Consider the following 16,898-nt stretch of genomic DNA (forward strand, 5'->3'; position numbering starts at 1 on the left):
CGGCCGGCAACATGCCGCCCGCCGAATACGAAGTCACCATGCAGAAAAAGTGGAAAGCGGAAAAAGTGTCCAGGATTACTTGACCACCACATGCCGCCCCGCACAGGGGCAACGCTAATAGACCGATAACAAAGCAAGGAAAGGCCAAAAGACCAACACCAGACCAGACCACTAACAAATCAAGAAAAGCCCAAAGAGCCAGACCAACAAAAAAAAGCGCCGCGAAGGCACCCCCTGCCGGGCAGGCAAAAAACCCTTCCTTCATCCAGCGCCCCGCGCAAACGCATACTCATGTAATGCATCAACAACCCGATCAAACTCAAACGACTTGTCGTAAAAGTGCCGAACACCATACTGCTCACAACGCTCCCGATAAGCCGGCAACGCATGATTCGTCAACACGGCAGCAAAAATCGAATCGATCATCCCCTCGCGCTGCAAGTAAGCAAGCACCGGCACCCCTGACCCTCGCTTCAATTGCAAATCCACAATCACCGCATCAAAAGCTTCGTCGATCAACAAAGCAATCGCCTGATCGGCAGAATCCGCATACGCGGCCACCTGCAACAAACCCGACGCATCGATAGCCTCCACAAGGCTCCTGCGGATCAGCGGCGAATCCTCAATCAGCAGCACGCGCAACGGCGCGCGACCGGCTGGATCAACATCACGGTTCGATTCGCTGTTCATCGGCGTATCTCGATCGTCCACTATTCGATCAAACCATTCTTGATCGCGTAATAAGTCAGATCGGCATTGTTAGCCAACCGCATCTTCTCCAGCACGCGAGCCCGATAAGTACTCACGGTCTTCACGGACAAGTGCAATTCCTCGGCAATGTCGGTCGGAATCTGTCCCGCCGCGAGCTTGCAGAATATCTGGAACTCTCGCTCGGATAACGCTTCGTGCGGCCGCCCCGCCGCAGGCTTGTCGAGGTTGTCAGCCAGCGTGTCGGCCACCGCCTCCGACAGATAACGATGCCCCCGCGCTACCGCACGGATCGCCCGCACGATCTCCTCAGGCTCGCAGTCCTTGTTCAGGTAGCCGTTCGCACCCGCGCGCAGCAGGTTGATCGCATACTGACTCTCCGGATAGCCCGACAGAATCAACACGCCCTGCTCCGGCCTCACCTGCCTGATAACACGCAATGTGTCGATGCCGTTCTTGTCCGGCATCGCGATGTCGAGCAACACTACGTCGAACGCCTGCTGCCGTACGAGGCTGATGGTTTCGTCGCCGGTAGCGGCCTCGGCCGCAACGCACATATCCGGCTCGTCAGCGACGAACTGCCTGAAACCGCCTCGGACGATCGCATGGTCGTCAGCTATCAAAACTCGAATCATCGGTCTGGTGTCCCTGCTAAAGGATTGCTCCAATGCAGACATTGTAATGATCTCCGGCAATGCCTCCACCGAACAGGCAAAGCCGCAGCGGTAAATACCGCGGGCGGCGCCCGCGCCGGAAAACCTTCAGACCTTCCGGCGCCGACCAACACCAACCATCGCCGCCCGCTTCTTAACCACGTTTTACTCGCGGCCCTCGAGCAGGTCGGCCATATCGTCGGCATGCTCTTCTTCAACCGCGAGGATTTCCTCGAACAGACGGCGTGTCGTCACGTCCTTATCGCCGAGATAGCGCACGATCTCGCGATACGTATCGATCGCGATACGCTCGGCAACCAGGTTCTCGCGGATCATGTCCGTGAGATCGCCGCCTTCCTTGTACTCCGAATGCGAACGCGTCTTCAGACCGTCCGGGGCAAAATCCGGCTCGCCGCCCAACTGCACGATACGCTCGGCGATACGGTCGGCGTGCTCCTGCTCTTCTGCCGCATGCTCCGCGAATTCCGCCGCCACGGCCTCGGAGTTGATGCCCTTGGCCATGAAATGGTGCCGTTTATAACGCAGCACGCAGACAATTTCAGTGGCCAGCGAATCATTGAGCAGTTTCAGCACCGTGTCACGGTCAGCACCGTAGCTTTGCGTAACCGGGCCATCCGACATATGCTTGCGCGCGTCCTCGCGGATCTTCTTCAGGTCCATCACGAACGGATCGCTGGATTGAGAGGCTGCGCCCTGAGCGCCAGAAGATTTCGTCATTGAGGTTCTCCTTTATCCGGTATGGGGAACTGCGTATCCCGCACGAATCGCGCCTGATACGCCCGTTTAAGGGAAGGCTATTCGTCTACGTTCGAAATACGCCGAGCAGCAGCGTGACCACGAACACGACAAGGAAGATGTAAAACAGGATCTTCGCAATTTCCGCCGCACCCGCTGCGATACCGGTAAAACCGAACACAGCGGCAATGATCGCAATCACGAAAAAGACAATGGCATAGTGAAGCATGGCGATTCTCCTTGTAGATGCCTGCGAAAGAGACTCTGAGGCGAACTGGAACGAACCCGAAGCGAACCGCTCTCCGGCCCGCTCGGGAGCGGCGCTAATCGACAATTTTCTTCGTCACCACGAAACCGAGAACGAGGAACACCACGCACAGAATCACGAACACGACAAACAGAAATTTCGCAATCGCCGCTGCGCCCGCCGCTACGCCGGTAAAACCGAGCAGCCCGGCGATTATCGCCACGACGGCGAAGAACAATGCCCATTTCAACATGATGGCCTCCTCCAGAATCAGTCAATGAACGATCAGGTTCATCCTATCGGTCGTCGACAGTCGGCGCATTCCGACATGCTCCGTTTTTCGTGTGAGAATCCGCTTACATGGAATTACGGCAGCGTTACGCTGATTGCATCGGACGAGGCGCACGGAAATTGCGGCTCGGCAAGCGAGGCCGGCGCGATGCCGGCGCTCTTTTGCCTGGCCCCATGGCCGTTAGACCGATGCCCCATCCAAGGAGTCGAAGGTGCCGTACGCGTCGAAAATGCAGAAACTCCCGGCCGCAGCGCGATTGAGCGGCTGGATGCGCAACCGCAGTTGGGCAATCGCGATGACCGTGGCCATTGTCATCACGGTGGGGGGACTCGTGATTCTCGAAACCGCCCGCGAGCGCATTGCCGCGGAGTACGAAACGGCGCTCGAAGCACGCGACGTCACCGTGCAACTCAGTACGCTTGCGAGCCAGCTGTCCCGCCTGAGCGCGCATCAAAGCGATTTTCTTCTGACGAAGCAGGAGGTGGCCGCTCAGGGTTTTTGCGCGACCGCCGGGCAGATCCGGCAGAACGAACAACAACTGGGCAAGTTCTATCGCAGCGGCAAGGCGGATAGCGCCGAACTCGCGAGCTTCACGCAGATTGCCGCGTTGATCGACGCGCGCATCGGCGCCGGCGCCGCTGCGTTGCAACGCGCGGCACCGCATCCGCTGGATCTGTCTGCCTGCGGCAGCGCGAGCACGGCCAATCCCGCCGACGCCGCGTTGGTCGACAGCACGCTCACACTGCTGCGCGACAACGAGGAACGCCGGGCACAGCACGCGCTCGATGCAAGCCGCGCCGACCAGCGCATCTCCACGCTATGCGCGGCCGGCTTGTCCGCGCTGAACATCGTGCTGTTCATTCTGCTGTTTCGCAATCTCGGCATCCAGATGGACAGGCAGGTGCGCGTGCAGCGTCAACTGATCACGCAACAGGAGGAACTCGACCAGCTCGTCAACGAACGCACGCGTCAGCTCGAAGCGCTAGGCTGGCACTTGCAGGCCGTCAGCGAAAACGAGAAAACGCAGCTAGCACGCGAACTGCATGACGAACTCGGCGCGATACTGACCGCCAGCAAGATGGATGTAGCCTGGGCCCATCGCAAACTGAAAGACAACCAGCCGGACATCGCGGAGAAACTGAAGCGCGCGCTCGCCAATCTCGATCAGGGTATTGCGCTGAAACGGCGCATCATCGAAGACATGCGGCCCACCGTGTTGACGAACTTCGGCCTCGTCACCGCGCTGCGCACGCTCGCCGACGAAGCCGCGCAGCGCAACAACTGGGCGCTCGAATCGCATTTGCCGGCCGACGACATCCAGCTCGACGAGCAAACCGAAATCGCCCTCTTTCGCGTCGCGCAGGAGTCGCTCACGAACGCCGCCAAATACGCGCGAGCGTCGAAGGTGTCGATCGCGCTACAGGTCGGCGACGGCCAGGTGGCGCTGCATATCGCCGACAACGGCGTCGGCGTCACGGCCGCCGATCTGAAGCGCACCCACACCCACGGACTGCTCGGCATGCGCCAGCGGGTCGCCGCGCACGGCGGACGCTTCGATATTCAACGCGGTGTGCCGAGCGGCACCGACATCCATGTGGTGATGCCGAGTGTCAGCACGGCTACGCCGTCGATGGATTCGCCTGCATCGCCGCCATCGGAAACACCTATCCAGTAAGGCTTCTAGTGGCATCGAAGTGGGCGTGTAGGAGTGCTCCGACGCAAACACAGGATCGCGCCTACAACAAAATCGCAGCTCAACTGACAGCGCTGCCCACGCCCTTTTTTTAACATGCAATCAGACCGGATCGACTGGCGCGAGCCACGGTCGGACGATAGCTAGCCGGGCTAGCGCGCGCCCTCCAGAACGGGCACGTCAACCGATGCATTCTCGACAAGGAGAACTCTCATGAACCGACTGATCGCTTTGCTTCTCATTGCGGGAACGGCCGCTCTTGCGGGTTGCAACACGATGGCGGGAGCCGGGCAGGATATTTCGAAGGGCGGCAACGCCATCACGAATTCAGCCGAGCAGGCGAAGTAAGCTAACGACAACTCAAGGATGACCGGCGCCTCGCGGCGCCTGGGATGCCGAATCTCCATAGCCCGTCGCGGGAAACCGCGGCGGGCTTTTTTTGTCGCCGGATGCGTAAACAGGAACAGCGATCCACTCGCGTGGATCGCCGCTATACCTCCCATGGACTGCTGCTCGCTGCATGTGCCGTGTATGCCATGCAGCAAGCCGCTTCGGGAGCCTGCCGGGCTTTATAGGCCTTTTTATAGGCCTTTTATTAGCCTCTTACTGGCCCGTAAGCGTGTTCGTCAATTCGACGCTCGGCGTGCCGGTATTGCCGTTTTGCGCGACCAGCAGATGGATCTGCCCCGGTACGAGCTGGCTCAACGTGCCGCCGATCGGCACCGACGTCACCAGCCAGTCGGCGTTGTTCGACAGCGAGAAGGCCGGCGACTGGAAGATCGGCGTCTTGCTGCCCGCCACCGTCGCGATCAGCACATACTCGCCGCCGGACACGTAGATCGAATCCTGGCCGCTCGCCGGCACCGCATTCTTGAACGACACGCCCGCCATAGTCGGGCTGACGCTGGTGATGTCGGTGTTGGTCGATTGAACCAGATACAGATCGAGATTGGTCGCGTTGGCCGACGCATTGAAGCCACGCAGACGCGCGCTATTAGACAGCAGGCCCTTGTCGAACGGATCGTCGATCAGGCCGATATCCGGCGCGGCCAGGCCAGGCAACGCCAGCACCGTGTACTCGTGACCCTTGGCCACATCGGGGAAGTTACCGCTCGCCAACGCGGTCGTCGTGCCGGTGGGCGCATACGCGACCGTGGTCGAACCGGTGTTGATGTTGGTCAGGTTCGTGACACCCTTATAGCCGATGTTCGTCTGTCCCGACGGCGCGGAGCCGTTCACGAGAAAGTCGACCGACGGGCCACTGGGAATGGCATGGATGAAATGGATTTCGGGATTTGTCAGCCCGAGTTCCTTGCCTACGTCGCTGGTGCCGCCACCGCCGCATGCGCTCAAAATGGATGTAACAGCGACTACAGCCGCCATGGTTCGGATCATTTTCATTGTGTTCACCTCTCTGTGTCGAGCCCGCGGCCCGTGCATCCGGCTAGAGCAAAGCACGTGCCGCAGGGCCGGACAGGAGGCCGATGGCCGAATAATCCTTTACGGAGCAACGCGTTACGCGGATTAGAATTTTTCTTCGGATAGTTGGTGTGTTCGGCAGTGTATTGTTCGCGCACAACCCATACTTACACGGTCCCTGCATGTCTTACCAACACTTACTCGCCGAGCTCGACCTCGGCTTCACCCGTTTGCGCAACCGCGTGGTGATGGGTTCGATGCACACCGGCATGGAGGACCGTTTCTGGAATTACCCGAAGCTGGCGGCCTATTTCCGAGAGCGTGCGAAGGGTGGAGTCGGTCTGATCATTACAGGCGGAATCTCGCCGAACCGCCAAGGCTGGCTGCTGCCCTTCGGCGGCACGCTGAATTCGGTGTTCGATTTGCGCAATCACCGCTTGCTGACCGAGGCCGTGCATGCCGAAGGCGGCAAGATCGCATTGCAGATCCTGCATGCGGGACGCTATGGGTACCAGCCGTTTGTCGTGTCCGCATCCGCGCTCAAATCGCCGATCTCGAAGTTCAAACCGCGCGCGCTCACCGAAGCCGGTATCGCCCGGACCGTGCGCGACTATGCCCGCTGCGCGCGCCTTGCCCAGCGCGCCGGTTACGACGGCATCGAGGTCATGGGCAGCGAGGGCTATCTGCTCAACCAGTTCCTGTGTCCACGTACGAACCGGCGCTCCGACCGCTACGGCGGCAGCATCGAGAACCGTATGCGGCTCGCGCGCGAGATCGTCGAGCGCGTACGCGCGGCATGCGGCGAACGTTTTATCGTGGTGTACCGGCTTTCGCTGATCGATCTGGTCGAAGGCGGCAATACCTGGGAAGAAACCGTGCAGGTCGCCCAGGCGCTCGAAGCCGCCGGCGTGACGATGTTCAACACGGGCATCGGCTGGCATGAAGCGCGGGTGCCGACCATCGTGACCTCGGTGCCGCGTGCCGCGTTCGCCGCGCTGAGCGCGCGCCTGAAGGCTGCGGTCAAGGTGCCGGTCATCGTATCGAACCGCATCAATACGCCCGAAGTCGCCGAGGCACTGCTCGCCGAAGGGGCGGGCGATCTGGTGTCGATGGCAAGGCCCCTGCTCGCCGATCCCGAATTCGTAGTGAAGGCCGCCGAGGGACGCGCGCACGAAATCAACACCTGTATCGCCTGTAATCAGGCCTGCCTCGACCACACGTTCAAGAACCAGCGCGCGACTTGCCTCGTGAATCCCCGTGCGGGACGCGAGACCGAGCTGATCTACCGGCCGGTTTCGAGCCCGCAGGCAGCGCGTTCGGTTGCGGTGGTCGGCGCCGGGCCGGCGGGACTTTCCGCCGCGACTGTTGCGGCTTCGCGCGGCCATCGCGTGACGTTGTTCGATGCGAGCGCTACCATCGGCGGCCAGTTCAATCTGGCGATGCGCGTGCCCGGCAAGGAAGAGTTCAGCGAGACGATCCGCTATTTTCAGAGCCAGTTACAGCGGCACCGCGTCGACGTGCGGCTCGAAACACGCGTCGATCCGGCGCTGCTTGCCGCAGGCGGCTACGACGACGTGATCGTCGCCACGGGCATCGTGCCGCGTAGCCCGGCGATTGCCGGCATCGACGGCGCTAACGTGCTGTCTTATGTGGACGTATTGCGCGGCGCGCCGGTGGGACGGCGTGTCGCGGTGATCGGTGCGGGCGGGATCGGCTTCGACGTCAGCGAATTTTTGCTGCATCGCGCCGGCGACCCTCTGCCGATGCCGCGCGATACCTGGCTCGACGAATGGGGTGTCGATCTCACGGTCCAGGAACGCGGCGGCTTGAAAGCGCCGGCGCCCGCGCAGCCGGTCCGCGAAATCTGGCTGCTGCAGCGCAAGCCGGGCAAGCTCGGTATGGGGCTCGGCAAAACCTCGGGCTGGGTACATCGCGCGACGCTGGCAAGAAACGGCGTGAAGATGCTCGGCGGGGTGTCGTATCTGGAAATCAGCGAACGCGGCTTGAAGATCGCGCGCGAGGGTGTCGAAGAATGGCTCGAAGTTGACACGATCGTGGTGTGCGCGGGGCAGGAATCCTTGCGGGAGCTGGTGCCGGAAACTGCCGCTCAAACGGCGAGTGGATCAAGCGGCTCGAATGGGGTCAACAGCGGAGCCGGCGTTAAAGCTTCGAATGACGCGAACGCTGCGCGCTATCACGTGATCGGCGGCGCAAAGGTGGCAACCGAACTGGACGCGAAACGCGCGATTCGCGAAGGCGCGGAAGTGGCGGCGTCGCTCTGAAGCGAGGAAACGCGGTGGAACGCGACGAGGGTCGACGCGTTCCGATGCTGCGAAGCGCGCCGAGACTGAACATAGGCGCACAGGCGGCGGGCTACCTGAACAGCCCGCCGTCTGTCTTCAGGCAAGCCCCTTCTTCCGGTAATCGAACCAGAAAGACAACCCCACGCTAGCCAGAATCACGATTGTCGCGATGACCGTCGAGTGGGTGACCGGTTCGCCGAGCAACAACGCGCCGAGCGCCACGGCGACCACCGGGTTCACGTACATGCAGCTACTGGCGATGATCGGACTCGTATGCCGGATCAGGAAACCGTACGCGACGTAGGCGGCCATCGTGCCGATCAGCATCAGGTAGACGAAGGCCAGCACCGGCAGAAAATGCACTTCCATCATCCGCTCGCCGGACACCCAGGCGACCATCGTCGACATCGCGCCGCCGAGACCGATCTGCAGCGACGTCGATAGAAACAGGTCCGAGGGCAGTTTCAGCCGGCCGGCCAGGTGCGCGCCGCCGGCCCAGAACAGCGCGCCGCACAGGATCGCGAGGCTGCCGCCCGCCGATCCCGGCGCGCTATCGCCGTGACTCAGGATCGCGATGCCCACCAGCCCGAGGCCGACCGCGAACCACTCGCCCCGGCCGATCTTGCGCCCCGCCACCGCCGCGATCACGGTCGCGAACAGCGGCACCGTCGCGACCATCACGGCCGCGGTGCCGGTGCCGACGGTGCGCATGCCGTAGGCGAGCATGCCGCTCGACAAACCGACCAGCATCGTGCCGACCAGGCCCGCATTGCGGATTTCAGCGGCGCTCGGCCAAACCGGATTGCGGCGCACCGCGAAAATGAAGAGCCCTACCCCGGCAAACAGATTGCGCAGCCCCGAGAGCAGCAACGGCGGAAATGAACCAAGGGCGACGTGCACGGCGAGATAGGTCGAACCCCATACGAGATAAACGACGGCGAGCGCGAGCGCGATCTGTCCGTTGCGGGACTGCGGCAAACGGATCGGAAAACCACGCGGAAAACGGCTAGGGAGTTGCGGCGACATGCGTTCAATCCGCCCATGCCGCTCGAGGTGCTGCGCCCCCGCTGAAGACCCGGTGGCGGGATGGCGGACACCGCATCGGCGATGCGGTCTGGCGGGCGAGGCTGGCGGACATGTCGGTGGAACGGAAAGACGATAGATGGCCAATGGGGCCACAACGCCGCGGCGGTCGAAAGGAGTCGATCCGCGGCTAACACGCGCCAAATAACGGGCGCGACGCCGCATTATGCAGTAAGCGCCCACCGCACCGCTTGAAAGAATCGTAACTTTTTTGCGTACTTGCAACAGAAAAGCCGGGGACGCATCCCCGGCTTTCGTTTTGCGTGTGAAACCGGCGCCCGAACTATGCGACCGGCATCGTCGGCAACACTCAGTTGGCCATCGCGCCCGATGCCTCGTGCTTCATGCCCATCGCGTCGCCGCTCTTTTTCATCTTGTCGTGCTTCATCGTGTTCTTCTTCATGTGGTCTTTGGACATCGAATCTTTCGACATGGTGTCCTTGGACATGGTGTCCTTGGACATGGCGTCGTTGGACATCGCGCCGCTTGCCTGAGCGAACGCGGCGCCGCCGCTGGTCAGGAGGGCGACGGCCATTGCTGCGATTGCGAACTTTTTCATGGGAAACTCCGTTTCGTTATGGATGGTGAATCTAAGCCGGCGTCCAGCGGACGCCGGGGTACTTCCGACGCTTCTGCCGCCCGGGGTCGCGCGTGCGGACCGGCACGCGCCGACCCGCGCGTCAGGAGCCTCCGAACCAGTTGTAGCCTTGGTCGACCCAATAGCCGCCAGGGTACGTGTTGGTGACGAACATCTCGACGATGTGCTTCGGATTCTTGTAGCCGAGCTTGGTCGGCATGCGCAGCTTCATCGGGAAGCCGTATTTCGCGGGCAGACGCTCGCCGTCATACGAGAAGGTGAGCAGCGTTTGCGGATGCAGCGCGGTCGGCATGTCGATGCTTTCGTAGTAGTCGTCGGCACATTTGAAGCCCACGTACTTCGCGCTCGTGTCCGCGCCGATGCGCCGCAGAAAATCGGCAAACGGCGTGCCGCCCCAGCGGCCGATCGCGCTCCACCCTTCCACGCAGATATGCCGCGTGATCTGCTCGGCATGCGGCAGCGCGTACAACTCAGGCAAAGTCCAGACACGCTGACCGGTAACGAGGCCGCTGATTTTCAGCTTGTAGTCGGAGGCGTCGACGTCGGGCACGTCCTCGATACCGTAGAACGCGTTGAACGGAAACGGCCGCGTGATCTGCGCTTCGGTGTAGGTCGGCGCAAGTTGCTTCGGATCGAACAGCGCGGCCTGCGCGCGGTCGTTCAGACGCGACACGGCCGTGAGGAATGCGTTGACCGAATCGTTGTCGGTCAGCGAGCAGCCCGTCAGCATCGACAGGCCGCCGAGCGTCAGTAGCCGCTTGCCGAACAGGCGCCGCGACGGCATCGCGAGTTCGCGCCGGGCGTCGATCAGGATCGACTCGCGGTCGAGCTTGTCGTCAGGCATCGAAGCGGGCTTTCGATCGGCTCTGGATTCAGGTTTGAACATGATTCGATATCCTTAAATCTTTGCGTATCCGTGGATTGACCGCTTAGCGTCCGCGCAGCATCGCCAGCAGCGAACGCGGTACGAGCGCCACCATCACCAGATGCACGGCAATGAACGCAGCCATCAGCGACATGGCGCAGAAGTGCACGATACGTGCGTTGTCGTAGCCGCCCATCAACTCGCGCAACAGCGGAAACTGCACCGACTTCCAGATCGCGAGACCCGAGAGCACCAGCACGATCAGATCGCAGACGACAAACAGATAGGCCAGTTTCTGCACCGCGTTGTAGACGCGCAGATCGGCGTGCGAAAGCTTGCCGGTCAGCGCGGCAACGAAGTCGTGCAACACGGCACGGGGCGAAACCGGCAGGAACTTGCGCACGAATCGCCCGCTGACCAGGTTCAGCGCGAGATACAGCAGGCCGTTGAAAACCAGCAGCCACATCGCCGCGAAGTGCCATTGCAGCGCGCCGCCGAGCCAGCCGCCGAGCGTGAGCGCCGTGGGAAACGTGAAGCTTTTGAAGATCGGCGACGCGTCATAGATGCGCCAGCCGGACAGCATCATCACGATGGCCGCCAGTGCGTTGAGCCAATGCGTGATACGCACCCACACCGGGTGAATCGCGCCGCTCTTCGGCGTCGCGGGCGGAGCGGTGTCGCTAAGAGCATGAGGCGTTGCCATGAGAATCTCCGATGAAATGAGAAGCGCTGCGAGGTTGGCGCGCGATCAGTGGCAGGCGGCCAGTTCGCCGACCTGCAACACATCGCCGGTCGCGGCGTTTTCGACGAAAGCGACAACGCCGAAGGTGTCGGCGGGCGCGTTGGCGTCGGCATCGTCGATGTGGAGATCGCGGTGGATTTGCGCACGGCCGGCAACCAGTGGCACGGGGCCGATCCATTGCCGCACGACGCGTTCGTGATGCAGCGTGGCGCCGTTGTTTTCCCCGGCTTTGACCTGCGAGTTCAACGCGTTCTGATAGAGCGCGACGTAGGCATTCAATGTGCCGCTGGCGTCGGCCGCCTTGCTGGTGAATTGGGCGTCGACATTGAACGCGCCCTTCGCCTGCGGTTTCAGTTCGAGCGCGACATTCGCATGGGCCGGTTCGGCAACAAGCTCTTCGATGCGGCTCTGAAAACTGTCGCGTTGCGACCAGCCGCGCAATTCACGGCCCGATACGAAGACCTCGGGCGTATAGATCGTGTGGCCGCCGGCGAGATCGGTCAGGGTTTGCTGACGTTCGGTGAAGCGATGCTGCGAAAAGCGGTCGGTCCAGCCGAGGCTGTTCCAGTAGTCCACGTGTAAAGCCAACGGCACGATGCTTTGGGTCGCACCGCTGTTTTTCCATTGGCTCAACCAGTTGTCGGCCGGCGGGCAGCTGTTGCAGCCTTCGCTGCTGTAAAGCTCCACAAGCGCCACGCGGTGCGACGGGCTGTGCGACGCGCATACGGCACCGGCTGCGGTTGCCAGACCGCTGGCAACGAGGGTCGTCAGCGCGACGGCCAGCGCGATTGCGCGGTTGATATCGCGGCCGGCATGCCGGGTGGCGTGGCGGGTTCGTACGGTTCGCATGGCGTGCTCCATCAGGATCTGCACGTTTGTCGAACGATGAGACCACTTATGACAGCCAGTTCTGATATTTATTTTAGTTCGGGTAGCCGCCCGCGGTGCCGGCCATTTCATGCTGTCCTCGAACAGATCCATGCGATTCGGCCATGCCGCGCCTTGCCCGCACGGCCTCTGCGGGCCGCGCTTAAAGAGACATGGCGGCCCGTGCTAACATTCACCTTTCGGTCGCGTCGATCAAGCTTTCTTTGCGGCGCGTCCTACCCCAACCCTTTTGTTATCCGCCGGCAACCCCAATGCGTTTTCCGTTCTCCCGTGCTCTCACCCGTTTGCGCCCCCGCCGCGCAACCGGCTGCGCGCGCGCGGACATCGCGACGCCCCACGCCGGCCAGCCGTCCCGAACGCTCCCGCTTCTCGCCGCCCGGCGCCCGATCTGACGCAGCTCCCTCCATTACCGGAGCCGCGTTGTCGGGCTCCGGGCTGATCTCATCCGCACGCAGTCCCTTTACATGCAGATCGAATTGGAGAACCCGTCATGAAAAAGACGAAAACCTGTTATCTCACCGAGCTCGACGTCGCCCGTCTTGAAAAGCATGCGGCCGCGCCCGGCGCCGAAGCCAAATTGCAAGACATGCTCGACGACGTGCTCGAGCGCGCCGTGATCGTCGAATCGCGCGACATTCCCGCGAACGTCGTGACGATGAATTCGCAAGCCACGCTGGTGGACGAAACCAGCGGCGAGCAGATGACCTGGACCGTGGTCTATCCGCCCGACGCGGATTTCGCTCAAGGCCGCCTGAACGTGTTCTCGCCGGTCGGCCTTGCACTGCTCGGCGCCAAGCGCGGCGAACGCATCCGCTTCACGCCGCCGAGCGGCACGGAGAAAGTGCTGAAGCTCGAAAAAATCCTGTTCCAGCCCGAAGCCGCCGACGACTTCACGCTCTAGGCAACACGCATTCGCGACGCAGAACTGCTGCGCCGCATCATTCCCGGCAGCCCTTTCACCATAAGAATAGAGCGCGGCTGACCGGTGTTATCTCCGCTATCTGACTTTTTCAAGACGGGTTGCCAAGCAACGCCCGGGCGGTGTATCGTGTGCGCTGCTAACGCGGGGGTCCTGCGTCGCACGGAGGTTGGAGGTCCGTGTTGCGTGGGTGAGAAATACCCTTTGAACCTGATCTGGATAATGCCAGCGCAGGGAAGCGTACGGATTTCGCAGCTGGTCTACCGTTTCATCTCTCGCGAATCCGACAACTTCCATCTCGTCTCCTGCTTAGCCGCCCCACACCTGGGAAACCGGGGGTCGGCGCCAAAGCGCCAACTCTCGTTGACCGCAACAAGTTGCTTGGGACCGGAGTAAGGCGATAACGCGCCGATTCTGGTCGACAGAGGAGATACGCATGAACGCCAATCCGAAGTTTCTTTCCGCCGACGCCCACGTCGACGCCGCCGCTGTCGCCCCGCTGCCGAATTCGCGCAAGGTCTACGTGACCGGCTCGCGGCCCGACATTCGCGTGCCGATGCGCGAGATTTCCCAGGCGGATACGCCGGATAGCTTTGGCGGCGAGAAGAACCCGCCGGTCTACGTCTACGATACGTCGGGCCCCTACTCCGATCCGGAAGCCAGGATCGACATTCGCGCCGGCCTGCCCGCGCTGCGTCAGGCGTGGATCGAAGAGCGCGGCGACACGGAAGCGCTTACGGGCCTGTCGAGCGACTTCAGCCGCGAGCGCGCCGCCGATACCGCTACTGCCGATCTGCGCTTCAAGGGCCTGCACCGCACGCCGCGCCGCGCAATCGCCGGCAAGAACGTCTCGCAGATGCACTACGCGCGCAAAGGCATCATCACGCCGGAAATGGAATACATCGCGATTCGCGAGAACCAGCAACGCGCCGCGTATCTGGAAAGCCTGAAAACAAGCGGTCCGAACGGCGAAAAACTCGCCGCGATGATGGGCCGCCAGCATCCGGGTCAAGCGTTCGGTGCGAGCGCATTCGGTCCCGACGGCCTGAAGGAAATCACCGCGGAATTCGTGCGCGAGGAAGTCGCCCGCGGCCGCGCGATCATCCCGAACAACATCAACCACCCGGAAAGCGAGCCGATGATCATCGGCCGCAACTTCCTCGTGAAGGTGAATGCGAACATCGGCAACTCGGCGGTGACCTCCTCGATCGGCGAAGAAGTCGACAAGATGACGTGGGCGATCCGCTGGGGCGGCGACACGGTGATGGATCTGTCCACCGGCAAGCACATTCACGAAACGCGCGAGTGGATCATCCGCAATAGCCCGGTGCCGATCGGCACGGTGCCGATCTATCAGGCGCTCGAAAAGGTCAACGGCAAGGCCGAAGACCTGACGTGGGAAATCTTCCGCGACACGCTGATCGAACAGGCCGAACAAGGCGTCGATTACTTCACGATTCACGCGGGCGTGCGTCTGCAATACGTGCCGCTCACGGCGAAGCGCATGACGGGCATCGTCTCGCGCGGCGGCTCGATCATGGCGAAGTGGTGCCTCGCGCACCATAAGGAAAGCTTCCTGTACGAGCACTTCGAAGACATCTGCGAAATCATGAAGGCGTATGACGTGGCCTTCTCGCTCGGCGACGGCCTGCGTCCCGGCTCGATCTACGACGCCAACGACGAAGCGCAGCTCGGCGAACTGAAGACGCTCGGCGAACTCACGCAGATCGCGTGGAAGCACGACGTGCAAACGATGATCGAAGGCCCGGGTCACGTGCCGATGCAGTTGATTAAGGAAAACATGGACCTGCAACTGGAATGGTGTGACGAAGCACCGTTCTACACGCTAGGACCGTTGACCACGGACATCGCACCGGGCTACGACCACATCACGTCGGGCATTGGTGCAGCGATGATCGGCTGGTTCGGCACGGCGATGCTCTGCTACGTCACGCCGAAGGAACACCTGGGCTTGCCGAACAAGGACGACGTCAAGACCGGCATCATCACGTACAAGCTCGCCGCGCACGCCGCCGATCTGGCGAAGGGCCATCCCGGCGCGCAGGTGCGTGACAACGCGTTGTCGAAGGCACGTTTCGAATTCCGCTGGGAAGATCAGTTCAATCTCGGCCTCGACCCGGACAAGGCGCGCGAATTCCACGATGAAACGCTGCCGAAGGATTCGGCCAAGGTCGCGCACTTCTGTTCGATGTGCGGCCCGCACTTCTGCTCGATGAAGATTACGCAGGACGTACGCGAGTTCGCCGCGCAACAAGGCCTCTCCGACGACGACGCGCTGAAGAAAGGCATGGAAGTGAAGTCGATCGAGTTCATGAAGAAGGGTGCTGAGATCTATCAGCGGCAGTAAGGTGGGATCGTGGGCGCGTTAGCATGCGCCCGCCATCGAGACCTTCCGCAGCACCGCACTGCAGCACCGAAGCCCGCCACTGGCGGGCTTTTGCGTTTCTGCGCGGCGGGCACGCCGCATGCTGACAAAAGGGAAACATTTGATTACGAAACCGACAATCCACTGACAAGCTCACACATCTGGATACGGATTGCGGCGATAAGATCAAGTGTAAGGACGGCATGATCCGTCCATTTACAGGCAACCCCTATTTACAGGCAACCCCTTCCAGACACAATGAACGGAGTCAGCATCATGAAATCGATTCGTCAACTCGGTGCGCTCGCGACGATCGTCGCTGTTGTCGCAAGTCTTTCCGCGTGCGACAACATGACGACCCGGCAACGCGATACGGTGATCGGCGCCGGTGTCGGCGGCGCCGCAGGCGGTCTGATCGGCGGCAATGCCCTGTCGACGCTGGGTGGTGCGGCGGCAGGCGGCATCATCGGTAATCAGGTCGGCAAATAAGCGGTAAGGAGGCGTTCTCGATACGACGGCGCACGGGGCCAACTGTTTCAGCCCATCATGAAGAACGAAGCTACACGCAGCAACGAACCGGCGGGCGCGGCACATCGTAAAGGCGACCGGCGCCATGCCGGCCGCGCCGAACAACGTTTTTGCAATGACGTGAAATAAGCCGTTACGGTTTTGCAATCCTGCGAACGCGACGGGGGCGTAAGCTCAAGGCAATACGCCCCGCATGGCGGCGTCGGTTTGCAACAGGAGCGCGTCATGAAGTCCCGCAACATCACCACGCCTGGCATGATCGGCCAGCCACTGCCGCGCCGTTTCTCCTGTATTTCACACACCAGGCTCGCGCTCAGCGCAGCAGTCAGCGTGCTGACGCTGTCCGGCTGCTACTACCCATACGGTTACTATCCGGGTGGCTACTATCCGTATTACGCCACGGTCCCCGCCACTACAACGCAACAGGACGTGCAGGTCGGCCCGCCTGATCCACAGGCGGCACAACTGACGCAGCAATCGTCGGCGCAGCAGCAAGCCCAGCAGGCGCAAAACGCGCAGCAAAATCCGCCGCCGGCTTATACCGTTGCTGCCGCCCCGCCCGTCTACGTGGCGCCGGCCTACCCCGCCTATCCCGCCTACTATCCGCCGGTGTATCCCGCTTATTACGGCTACCCCGGCTGGTACGGCCCGTCAGTCTCGATCGGCGTAGGCTTTGGCGGCTATTGGGGCGGCGGCCATGGCTACTGGGGTGGCGGACATGGCTATTGGGGCGGCGGACACGGCCACTGGCACTGAAGCTCCTCCGTCTCGCGTTCGTCGCGCCGCAACGATCCCCGCTCACAGGCCCCCGGCGCGGC

The 16,898-nt window shown here is 61.9% G+C and carries 19 protein-coding genes and 1 riboswitch; of the genes, 7 read left to right on the top strand and 12 right to left on the bottom strand.

What is annotated here, in order from left to right; all coding sequences use genetic code 11:
* The 6 genes from HWX91_RS40080 to HWX91_RS40105 form a co-directional block, all read right to left on the bottom strand.
* The coding region (locus HWX91_RS40080) for a hypothetical protein (RefSeq protein WP_176035694.1) at positions 1-265 on the bottom strand (265 nt) is incomplete at its 3' end.
* Complete coding sequence (locus HWX91_RS40085) at positions 262-690, bottom strand: response regulator (protein WP_028200359.1); 429 nt, start codon at positions 688-690, stop codon at positions 262-264. The genes HWX91_RS40085 and HWX91_RS40080, both read right to left, overlap by 4 nt.
* A 20-nt stretch (positions 691-710) precedes the next feature.
* The gene (locus tag HWX91_RS40090; RefSeq protein ID WP_028200360.1) at positions 711-1,343 is read right to left on the bottom strand and encodes a response regulator; all 633 of its coding nucleotides are present in this window, start codon (positions 1,341-1,343) and stop codon (positions 711-713) included.
* A gap of 183 nt (positions 1,344-1,526) precedes the next feature.
* A complete protein-coding gene (locus HWX91_RS40095) occupies positions 1,527-2,099 on the bottom strand; it encodes a ferritin-like domain-containing protein (RefSeq protein ID WP_028200361.1) in 573 nt (190 codons plus the stop codon).
* 85 nt (positions 2,100-2,184) lie between these two features.
* Positions 2,185-2,346, bottom strand: coding sequence for a DUF1328 domain-containing protein (locus HWX91_RS40100; RefSeq protein ID WP_006052455.1), 162 nt, complete (start codon positions 2,344-2,346; stop codon positions 2,185-2,187).
* A gap of 94 nt (positions 2,347-2,440) precedes the next feature.
* A complete protein-coding gene (locus HWX91_RS40105) occupies positions 2,441-2,617 on the bottom strand; it encodes a DUF1328 domain-containing protein (protein ID WP_028200362.1) in 177 nt (58 codons plus the stop codon).
* Positions 2,618-2,885: 268 nt separating this feature from the next.
* Here HWX91_RS40105 and HWX91_RS40110 point away from each other — a divergent pair, with 268 nt between their 5' ends.
* Positions 2,886-4,331: a sensor histidine kinase gene (locus HWX91_RS40110; protein ID WP_042277336.1), complete on the top strand. Its 1,446-nt coding sequence runs from the start codon at positions 2,886-2,888 to the stop codon at positions 4,329-4,331.
* Between the two features lie 231 nt (positions 4,332-4,562).
* Complete coding sequence (locus tag HWX91_RS40115) at positions 4,563-4,697, top strand: entericidin A/B family lipoprotein (RefSeq protein ID WP_012433647.1); 135 nt, start codon at positions 4,563-4,565, stop codon at positions 4,695-4,697.
* Positions 4,698-4,952: 255 nt separating this feature from the next.
* Here the strand turns inward: HWX91_RS40115 and HWX91_RS40120 are convergent, their stop codons facing one another.
* A complete protein-coding gene (locus HWX91_RS40120) occupies positions 4,953-5,750 on the bottom strand; it encodes a DUF4397 domain-containing protein (RefSeq protein WP_028200363.1) in 798 nt (265 codons plus the stop codon).
* A 200-nt stretch (positions 5,751-5,950) separates the two neighbouring features.
* On the opposite strand from HWX91_RS40120, the gene HWX91_RS40125 reads away from it, so the two are divergent.
* Entirely contained in the window at positions 5,951-8,050 is a 2,100-nt protein-coding gene (locus HWX91_RS40125) for an NADPH-dependent 2,4-dienoyl-CoA reductase (RefSeq protein WP_028200364.1), read from the top strand.
* 117 nt (positions 8,051-8,167) lie between these two features.
* Here HWX91_RS40125 and HWX91_RS40130 read toward each other — a convergent pair whose 3' ends face one another.
* From HWX91_RS40130 to HWX91_RS40150, 5 genes are all read right to left on the bottom strand, one after another.
* Entirely contained in the window at positions 8,168-9,097 is a 930-nt protein-coding gene (locus tag HWX91_RS40130) for an EamA family transporter (RefSeq protein WP_028200365.1), read from the bottom strand.
* Positions 9,098-9,464: 367 nt separating this feature from the next.
* Entirely contained in the window at positions 9,465-9,713 is a 249-nt protein-coding gene (locus tag HWX91_RS40135; RefSeq protein WP_028200366.1) for a pentapeptide MXKDX repeat protein, read from the bottom strand.
* Between the two features lie 121 nt (positions 9,714-9,834).
* Positions 9,835-10,638 (bottom strand): molybdopterin-dependent oxidoreductase, encoded by an 804-nt coding sequence (locus HWX91_RS40140; protein ID WP_028200367.1) that lies wholly within the window; start codon positions 10,636-10,638, stop codon positions 9,835-9,837.
* Positions 10,639-10,681: 43 nt separating this feature from the next.
* On the bottom strand, positions 10,682-11,320 hold the full coding sequence (locus HWX91_RS40145; RefSeq protein WP_028200368.1) for a cytochrome b/b6 domain-containing protein: 639 nt from the start codon (positions 11,318-11,320) through the stop codon (positions 10,682-10,684).
* 45 nt (positions 11,321-11,365) lie between these two features.
* Positions 11,366-12,208, bottom strand: a complete 843-nt coding sequence (locus HWX91_RS40150) for a DUF1223 domain-containing protein (protein WP_028200369.1) — start codon at positions 12,206-12,208, stop codon at positions 11,366-11,368.
* 529 nt (positions 12,209-12,737) lie between these two features.
* Between HWX91_RS40150 and HWX91_RS40155 the strand changes: the two genes are divergently transcribed.
* From HWX91_RS40155 to HWX91_RS40170, 4 genes are all read left to right on the top strand, one after another.
* The gene (locus HWX91_RS40155; protein WP_028200370.1) at positions 12,738-13,148 is read left to right on the top strand and encodes a GreA/GreB family elongation factor; all 411 of its coding nucleotides are present in this window, start codon (positions 12,738-12,740) and stop codon (positions 13,146-13,148) included.
* Positions 13,149-13,302: 154 nt separating this feature from the next.
* Positions 13,303-13,421: riboswitch (TPP riboswitch) on the top strand.
* Between the two features lie 181 nt (positions 13,422-13,602).
* The gene (gene thiC, locus HWX91_RS40160; protein WP_028200371.1) at positions 13,603-15,534 is read left to right on the top strand and encodes a phosphomethylpyrimidine synthase ThiC; all 1,932 of its coding nucleotides are present in this window, start codon (positions 13,603-13,605) and stop codon (positions 15,532-15,534) included.
* Between the two features lie 294 nt (positions 15,535-15,828).
* A complete protein-coding gene (locus HWX91_RS40165) occupies positions 15,829-16,041 on the top strand; it encodes a glycine zipper 2TM domain-containing protein (protein WP_028200372.1) in 213 nt (70 codons plus the stop codon).
* Between the two features lie 264 nt (positions 16,042-16,305).
* Positions 16,306-16,836 (top strand): hypothetical protein, encoded by a 531-nt coding sequence (locus HWX91_RS40170; protein ID WP_028200373.1) that lies wholly within the window; start codon positions 16,306-16,308, stop codon positions 16,834-16,836.
* Positions 16,837-16,898 lie beyond the last annotated feature (62 nt).

Origin of the sequence: Paraburkholderia fungorum (assembly GCF_902833645.1) — a bacterium.
Taxonomy (GTDB): domain Bacteria; phylum Pseudomonadota; class Gammaproteobacteria; order Burkholderiales; family Burkholderiaceae; genus Paraburkholderia; species Paraburkholderia fungorum.